The organism is Actinoplanes sp. NPDC049316, assembly GCF_040677315.1.
GTDB lineage: Bacteria > Actinomycetota > Actinomycetes > Mycobacteriales > Micromonosporaceae > Actinoplanes.
This window is the reverse complement of the sequence record NZ_JBFAQM010000059.1, coordinates 1-7,976: the sequence shown is the minus strand read 5'-3', so window position 1 is coordinate 7,976 and position 7,976 is coordinate 1. Positions and strand designations below refer to the sequence as shown.

The 7,976-nt window shown below is 63.4% G+C and carries 8 protein-coding genes; 5 read left to right on the top strand and 3 right to left on the bottom strand.

Annotated elements, in window-relative coordinates; all coding sequences use genetic code 11:
- Window positions 1-592 (bottom strand): hypothetical protein (locus AB0K03_RS40980; protein ID WP_364697548.1); only part of this gene is annotated, 592 nt, incomplete at its 3' end.
- A 63-nt stretch (window positions 593-655) separates the two neighbouring features.
- Here AB0K03_RS40980 and AB0K03_RS40975 point away from each other — a divergent pair.
- The 3 genes from AB0K03_RS40975 to AB0K03_RS40965 are packed head-to-tail and all read left to right on the top strand — an operon-like array spanning window position 656 to window position 4,493.
- Complete coding sequence (locus AB0K03_RS40975; RefSeq protein ID WP_364697545.1) at window positions 656-1,309, top strand: tyrosine-type recombinase/integrase; 654 nt, start codon at window positions 656-658, stop codon at window positions 1,307-1,309.
- Entirely contained in the window at window positions 1,306-3,876 is a 2,571-nt protein-coding gene (locus AB0K03_RS40970) for a site-specific integrase (RefSeq protein ID WP_364697542.1), read from the top strand. The genes AB0K03_RS40975 and AB0K03_RS40970 overlap by 4 nt, the downstream gene beginning before the upstream one ends.
- Window positions 3,873-4,493, top strand: a complete 621-nt coding sequence (locus AB0K03_RS40965; RefSeq protein ID WP_364697539.1) for a DUF6262 family protein — start codon at window positions 3,873-3,875, stop codon at window positions 4,491-4,493. The genes AB0K03_RS40970 and AB0K03_RS40965 overlap by 4 nt, the downstream gene beginning before the upstream one ends.
- 2 nt (window positions 4,494-4,495) lie before the next feature.
- Here the strand turns inward: AB0K03_RS40965 and AB0K03_RS40960 are convergent, their stop codons facing one another.
- Together AB0K03_RS40960 and AB0K03_RS40955 are read right to left on the bottom strand one after the other, a co-directional pair.
- Window positions 4,496-4,693 carry a hypothetical protein gene (locus AB0K03_RS40960; protein WP_364697536.1) on the bottom strand — a complete coding sequence of 66 codons (198 nt, stop codon included), beginning with the start codon at window positions 4,691-4,693 and terminating at the stop codon, window positions 4,496-4,498.
- Window positions 4,694-4,966: 273 nt separating this feature from the next.
- Window positions 4,967-5,578, bottom strand: coding sequence for a hypothetical protein (locus tag AB0K03_RS40955; RefSeq protein ID WP_364697533.1), 612 nt, complete (start codon window positions 5,576-5,578; stop codon window positions 4,967-4,969).
- A gap of 253 nt (window positions 5,579-5,831) precedes the next feature.
- Between AB0K03_RS40955 and AB0K03_RS40950 the strand changes: the two genes are divergently transcribed.
- Entirely contained in the window at window positions 5,832-6,683 is an 852-nt protein-coding gene (locus AB0K03_RS40950) for a TIGR02391 family protein (RefSeq protein ID WP_364697530.1), read from the top strand.
- Window positions 6,684-7,113: 430 nt separating this feature from the next.
- Window positions 7,114-7,833, top strand: a complete 720-nt coding sequence (locus AB0K03_RS40945) for a hypothetical protein (protein ID WP_364697528.1) — start codon at window positions 7,114-7,116, stop codon at window positions 7,831-7,833.
- Window positions 7,834-7,976 lie beyond the last annotated feature (143 nt).

Genomic DNA, 7,976 nt, shown 5'->3' with positions numbered 1-7,976 from the left:
CTGATCGAGTTTTCTCACCGTCCTCTTCGTGTACGTGACGTCCAGTGAGCGCCCAGCTATTGATCTCGGGAGGCTTGTAACCTTCCATGATCTTCACGTACGGGACGTGGGGATGTGAGACGGTTTGGGCCGCAGGCGCGTGGTGGGACAGATTCGAGTTCAGGAGGTTCTGCTCAGCGGCGGTCGCCGAGCGTGGACGATCTTGTGGCCGGAGGGCGCGGTCCATGACGAGGCCGATCGCTACCTTCGCCGCTACGAGGGCGAACCGGGCACGCAGCGGACGTATGCGTATCTGCTGGTCGATCATCTCCGGTGGCTTGAACGTGAAGCTCTGCCGCTGAGCGCCGTTCGGCTGCGCGACCTTGAGCGGTACATGGGCGTCGTCGGCGCCGAGGTGCGAATGCCGCTCGGCGAGCCGTGGCGGGCAGGCAAACGGCCGTACGGCAAAGCGACGCTCGGGACCGCCGCGTCGGTACTCAAGGCCTTTTACCTCGGGTTGGGCGAGGAGAACCGGAACGCGGACCTCCAGGGCGAGTTGAGCCGGGTCCGGCTGCCGTCCAAGGCGGATCGAGATCGAGCCCTGCTGGGCCATGTCTCATCCGAGATGCCAGCGAATCCGCTCGCCCCGCGAGGCGGTGGCCGACGGCATCCCAAGATGCTTCCCGACGACGGGCGAGCCCGGCTGCTGGGCAAGCTCGGTTCTGCCCGGGATCGCATGATCGTGACGTGGCTGTACGACGGCGGATTCCGGATCGGTGAGCTGTGTGGGCTCCATCTCGCGGACCTACATCTGCGGGAGAACGCCGAGTGCTCCCAAGTCCGCACCGCGCACGTGCACATCTGCCACCGAGAAGCGAACGCCAACAAGGCCAGGGCGAAGACGAAACACCCCTGGGACCTGGTCAATGGAATCGTGCACGGCGGCCTGATCCGGCGGGTCAGCCCCGCGATGATCCATACTTACTTCGCCTACATGACCAGCGAATATCCCCGCACCGCGGCGACCGGGCACGGGATGCTGCTGGTACAACTCTCCGGCGACCAATATGGCCAGCCGCTGTCCGTGCCGGGCGCCCGCAGCATGTTCCGGCGTGCCGGTCTGCGCGCCGGTCTGGGCCGGGTTCATCCGCACCAGGCCAGGCACAACTTCGCGACCGCGGTCCTGGACGCCGCCGGCGGCAACCTCATGATCGCCCGCGACGCGGGCGGCTGGGCGTCCACCGCCACGGTCGACGAGATCTACGGTCATACCGACATTCACGATCCGCAGTTCCAGGCGGCCCTGCTTAAGGTTTGGAGCCAGATGTGACGGCAACCGTGTCTCCCCTCACGCTGGTTCAAGTCGGCAGCCGAGAGTCTCGGGACCGGCTCGAGGTTCTGACCGCCTTGATCGAGAGTCCGGGGTTCGACCCGTTGTTTCGCGGCGATGTCATCTTCGTCCCGAAGAACCATTCGGCCCTGCACTGGAACTGCCTGATTGAAGAGTGCAACGGCTACATCTCGAGACGCGAGCTCTGCGACAACCACGTGAAGCAGTGGTACGAACGAGAAGCAGCCGGTATAGGTCGACTGGAGTTCCTGCGCACCGCCCGGCCGAGCGATGCCCGCCGACGGTTCGTCCCGCCATCGGACTGCCGTGTCCGGGAGTGCGGTCGGCCAGCCCAGCGCAGCATGCTGGCCGAGCTGTGCACCTACCACATGCATCAATGGCTGGGGGTAAGCGGATCTACCCAGGTGGCGGACACCGCCGTGTTCGACGGCTGGTTGACACGGCAGGAACCGTGCACCTCCTACGGCCCCTGCGCTGCGGTTTCGTGCCCGGAACTGGCGCGCTCGCCACTGCTGCTTTGCGAGTATCACGAATATCGCTACCGGCGAGCAGGCCGCCCAGGCGGCGCACAGTTGCCGACCAACTGGGCTCGCCGGCGCTACCGACACGGCGCCACCATTCCGGTCGCCTACGACGATGAGACGGCATTCCGTCGATGGTGCCGTCACGTCCAGCCGGCTCCACGGCCAGGCCAGATCAGCCTCTACGGCATGAAGCCATTGATGAAGGCCGAGCTGAAGTGGGGTCTGCACGCTTACACGCAGCGCACTGACCACACCCGCTGGTGGATGCACGCGATCTTGCGGGTTGTGGAGGCATGCCGCGATCTTGGCTCCCTGGACGAGTTCGATCGGGACAGCGCGGGAGATCAAGAGCGGGTGATCGTGACCGAGATGCTCCGTGACCTGGAGACCGTCTGCATCACGCCATCGGAGAGCAAGGAGGCTGGCTACATCGACTTCGAGCACTTCGGGCGTCGGGTTCTCTACCTCAGTGAGAGGTTCGACCTCACTCAGGTCCCGCAGCGATGGTTGCGAGACCTGCTCTGGGACCATCTGGCGGATCTCCTGCGTTCGGTGAACTGCCCTCGCGGCCGTGGCACCTACTTCGCCATCCGGGTCGCGGCGCAGGAGCTGGGATGCTTTCTCGAAGCCCGAGCACCCGCAGGCGGACACGATCCGGCCCTGCTGTCGGTCGAGCATGTGGATCAATTCGTCGCTGACCAACGCCGCCGCGCACGAGACCGCTTACCCTCATTACGGCCGAGCAACAACGCCAAGACGCCGGTCATCAGCGACATCACCTCCAAGAGCACCTTCGATGCTCTGCGGCGCATGATGCGCGCCGCACTGGAGGCGGGCCGCACCGATCAGATCGGCCTGGACCGCAGAGTCGTCTGGGCGTTTCCGCTGGCCGGTAAGCGACCTTTCCGCCCGCGGAATCCTTACGACGACGACACCGCTCGAGCCCTCGTGGACCAGGCCAATCTTGAACTGCTGGACCAGGCTGACGGCACGGACCGTGGGATTCGCGACATCTGGGAGACGATCGTCGCGACCGGCCGGCGAGCCGGGGAAGTGGTCGGACTCCGCCTGGACTGCATCGGCATCCACAACGGCGCCCCGCTGCTCTGGCATGACCAGACGAAGGTCGGCAACTACAACGAGGCCATCCGTATCCCTGACTACACCTTCCAACGGCTGCGGGAACGGCAGCGCAAGACCATCACCAGATTCGAAGATCGGTACGGGCGAACACCCGCCCCGGCCGAACGCGGCACGATGGCGCTGTTTCCCCGCGCCTACCGCAACCCACGCGGCACCTATGCCATCGGCCGATCCTGGTTCAACGAGCGGTTCCGCGAGTGGATCGTCGGCTTGGACCTCGAACCGGCCGTTCCCCACCAAGCCCGCCACACCCTCGCGACCCGACTACTGGCAGCCGGCGCCAGCCTCCAGCACATCAAACGCTACCTCGGCCACCTCTCCGAACGGATGACCGAGCACTATGCCAAGGTCGCACTCAGCGAGATCGACGACGTGCTGCAGACCGTCTGGGTTTCCGGGCCAGGGACCGAACAACCCGGCACGCTGGTATCCAGCGGGATAACGCCACTGCCATCGGAACAAGCCCGCGCGCTGATGATCGATCTTGGGCGCCGGAGCACGCCCACGGACGGCGGCATCTGCACCTACCAGGTCGTCGTTGACGGCGGCGCCTGCCCTTGGAAGTTGAACTGCGAGGGCTGCGACAAGTTCGTGATGACCGGCGCTGACCTACTCTACTGGCGGCGCAAGCGCGAACACTGGTTCTCGCTCGCCGAACGCGCGCCCACCGACGAGATGGCCGACTGGTTGCACCAGCAGTTCGAGCCCACCGCCAAAGCGATCGACGGCTTGGAACGAGCCCTTGCCGGCCTCAACCTTCTCGAAGACGCGCTCGCGCTCGACCTACGCCGTCCGCAGGACTACTTCCACCGGCTCTGGGGCGTCGGATTCCGAACCTCCGACCTCGTCACGGTCGCCAGCTCGAAGGAAGATCAATGACCGCGACCGGCACCGGAGTCGCCCGAACCGAGGCGGCCAACCGCGCCCGCCAACAGAACACACACGACAAGCTGCAACGCGTCGACACGGCGCTGCGCAGCATGCGCCGCGAGCGGACCCCGATCACCTATCCCGCGGTCGCGGCCCGAGCCGGCGTGTCTCGTACCTTCCTCTACCAGAACACCGACGCCAAGAAACTCGTGGCCACCGCTATCGAAGCAACCGGCGACCGGAAGCGACGAGACCGGGCAACACACGATGCGAACATTGAAGCGTCATGGCATCAGCGCGCACTCAACGCCGAGGACGCCGTCAAGGCTGCCTATGCCGAGATTGACACCCAGCGCGAGCGGATCGGCCTGCTGCTCGGCCAGCTCCGTGACCTCCAAGCCGAATACACCGAAGGCACTGCCCAGCGCCTGGCCGAGGAGAACACAGAACTCAAACAGCGTCTCCGCCGGCTCACCGAAGACAACCGGGTCCTCGAGCAGAAGTTGCAGGCCGCCCGCTCGAACAACCGCTTTCTCGACAAGCGGCTCGCTGACCTTGAAGCCGAACTCCTTGACACCCAGGTGCCCAAACCGCCGGCCGGGATCTCAAGGCGGCCTGGGCGGTGAGATCAACCGCCGAAGCACGGCGTCGCGTGGATCCCGGTGCCGTATTCATGCTGAAGATTCGCTGCTGCGATGAACTCTGCAGCGGCTGGCAGGACCGGGTGCGATCCGATCTTGCCGACGGCCAACTTCCGGATCGCTCGATTCAGCTTGCCCGAGGCACTGGTCACAGCCTTCCAGTCCCACGCGGCGGGATCACCCAAGCGCCGCAGCGTCTGCGCCCGCGCTGCGGCGCGCTTCTCGGTGTTGTGGTTGGTATGGCTCCACCGCAACTCTTGGTCACCGAACGGGCCCCCAGCGAGTACACAGCGGCATCGACGCCAGCGAACTCAGATTCGATGAGTTGGCGGCCCGTGGCAACGCGAGTGGATGGCATCATCCACTGCGCAACGTGACACTCGCCGGTGCGGTGCGCATTCGGATCTGCCGAGTTGAGTGTTTCGGTTGCGACCGGCCCGCCCGCAAGTGCTGGGTCGTCAACGGTATTTCCAAGAATCGGGATACTCAATAAGGCGACGACTATGCCATTTTAGCGGCGTGATGGGGTAACCCGGCTCTACCACCCAGCGTTGACCGGCGTTGTCCGATACGAGGTACCAGCGAATTCGGTAATTCACACCCACTTCAGGGTCCAACGTGGAACCTTGATCCGGGGATAGCTGTCCTACGTCAACCTGAGGATCCTGTCTTGCATTGGACCATGTTTCACCTGGGGGGACCCGGGTAGCACCTATCGAACCCTTGAACTTTCTAGTGCCATCCACTGGAGTGAAAACTCCCCCAGTCCCTGGCCTCATCCAAGTGGTGGACAACTCGTAAGCCACTTGGATCACATCAACGGGAAGATCACTACCGTTCTTGATAGAGATAGAGAATCGGATCAAGGTTGGAGCAGTCGGCGATCCCGGAATCGCTCGATCCCAATCCACCTCCATCCAAACTCCAACCTTGTCGACCTGCTCTCTTGATGCTTTTGTGCGATCGCCAAGGAAGATGCGGAATGCCAAGAATAGTGATAGTCCACCAAACCAGGCCGGCACGGTCCCAAGGTCGAGATCCTTAATCTCACGCCAGACCTCACTCCACATGGCATCATTATGCGGGAACGCTGCTGCGCGCAGTCACCTATTGGTCAATTTCGTTACAAGCGGTGGGGCCGAGGAAAGAGCACGCATTCTAATGGCCATCCGGACGTTAGGTAGCCCGCCTCTTGACACTCGCGGATCGGGCACTAGAGCCAACCGGCACATGCCCCATCCTTCGGATGCGCTCCTGGGCGGCCCGCGTGCGGGGGTGCCTTCGGGTGAGTAGATGTCTCGGGGCGTGTGGCATCATGCGGCGGTGGAAGCTCGCAAGAACCCTGACTATCTTCGCTCGCTCGCTGACGCGGTCCTGGAGTTTCGAGACGCTTTCGCGGACTTCCTGAAGCTTCATGTTCCTAACGGGGAGCCGGGGAAACTCGGTAGCGGGCTGGCGGTTGGTGTCGCGCCAGCCGTGTGGCTACGCAAAGATGTCTCGCCTGAGGCAGTTGATGAGGCTCGGCAACGCGTGGCGCGCGCCGCAGGTCGCGCTGCCGCTGCAACGCCGTTAACGGGCATCGCTGTGTCGGTGCAAGGGCTCCGCGGCGCAGTCGACCCAATCACGAACTGGTTGACCGTTTCACGCCCCAAGCCGCTGCTCGAACCAGTCGATATCCTAAACGCTGCTGACTACGCTATCGCCCGCCTCGAGGGGCTAGCACTTGAGGCGGAAGCATCGCGACCACCAACAATTGGTGCCGAAGCAATGCATCCCACGGTGTGGGGTGCCGCGAAGCGGCTTTGGGAAGACGGCCATTATCGCCAGGCTGTAGCAGCTGCCTGCGAATCGCTTGTCTCTGTTGTTAAGGCTCGAACTGGGCGCAGGGATATACCGGATACAAGCCTATGGCAGCAGGTCTTCAGCGATAAGGATCCGCAGCCCGGGATGCCGCGTTTGCGATGGCCGGGAAATTCAACTGACCAGGATGTTATAAGCATGAACGGCGGTTTGCGCCAGTTCGCCCCGGGAGTGCAAATGACTGTACGAAATTCAACTGCCCACGGCATAGGTGAGATTGGAGAGCAGGAGGCACTTGAACGACTGGCGGTTCTGAGCCTGCTAGCGCGGTGGTTAGACGAGTGTGACCTTGTCGAGGTTAGGAGTGCAGAATAGGCGAAAGCGTTTCCTTCGGCTGAAGCTGCGTCGCACTCAAATAATAGGTTCCGCGATTCGGGCGCCAGCCCACGTCTCATCAGCTACTAAGCGTAAATGGCAGACCGGGCGCTAGGCCGTAGTAGCGGAGTGGCAAGTGCTTCACGTCGGCGCCCCTTCTGCACATTTGACGTACCCGGCTTCGCACTGGAACCGGTACGCCGACACATGATTGCTATCCGGCACCCCGCTCACCGCCCATGGCGGGGCGACCGGAGACTCGGCGAGCCTTCGGTCTCGACCAGGATGACGATCTACGCGCGGACCCCTCCGCCTCAGTTGGCATATCCGAGCCGCACCCAGTGCACAAGGAGATCTACAGCGAGCCACTGCCGTGCGTGAATAGATATTCACGCACGGGAATGTCAGACCCTGCCGCCAAGCTGACGGCATGACTATGACAACGAAGCCCGCGGCTGATGGCGCTGGCGAACGCAAGAGTCTCCCGCCGGCGATGCTGGCCGCTCTCTGGACGGTCAGTAACGGCCGCTGTTACGCCCCGGCATGTCCGCACCCGGTTGTATTCGAGGTCAGGCCGGGAGAGTTCAAGAAGAACGCGCAGGTCGCTCACATCTACGGCGTTCGTCCCGGTGCTCCCCGCTACCGGCGCGACCTGCCTGCCGAGAAGCGGGACTCCTTCGAGAACCTCCTCCTGCTCTGCCTGGCACACCATGAGGAAGTCGACGGCAAAGACGGCGAGAAGCGCTACCCGCCGGAACTGCTCCGAAAGTGGAAAATCCAGCACGAGGGCGCCGAGAACGCAGTTCTGGACCGCCTGCGAGTGATGGACACCGACGCGCTCATGAAGCTCCTGACGGAGATCGCCGAACCGCCTGTTAAGCGGCTGGAAGCTATCGTCGAGCAACTGGAGAAGACGCACACCGTCACGAGCGAGACCGTGACCGAGCTGAAGTCGATCATCGCGCTGATGTCGGACACTGGCACTGGCGTGAGCGCTGCGACTGCAGCGAGTCTCGCTTACGCCGCAGAGGTGCTCAACCCCACGGATCTCAAGGCCGCTGCGGCTGGCCTCAACCATGCCGCCGACGTGCTGCCCGGCGTCGTTCGCCGCGTTGAGGATGCGGTGGGCAGAATGGGCCAATTCATGTGATCGCACTGCAGCGGAGACGAACTCACCGCGTCAGCTGATGGTTCTGCCGTGACGTCGGCCGCTGAGGCGTCCGACGTCACGGACATGTCCGCGACGTATCTGACCAGCTCAGGAGCGTTATGAATTCCTTGACGGTCGGTAAG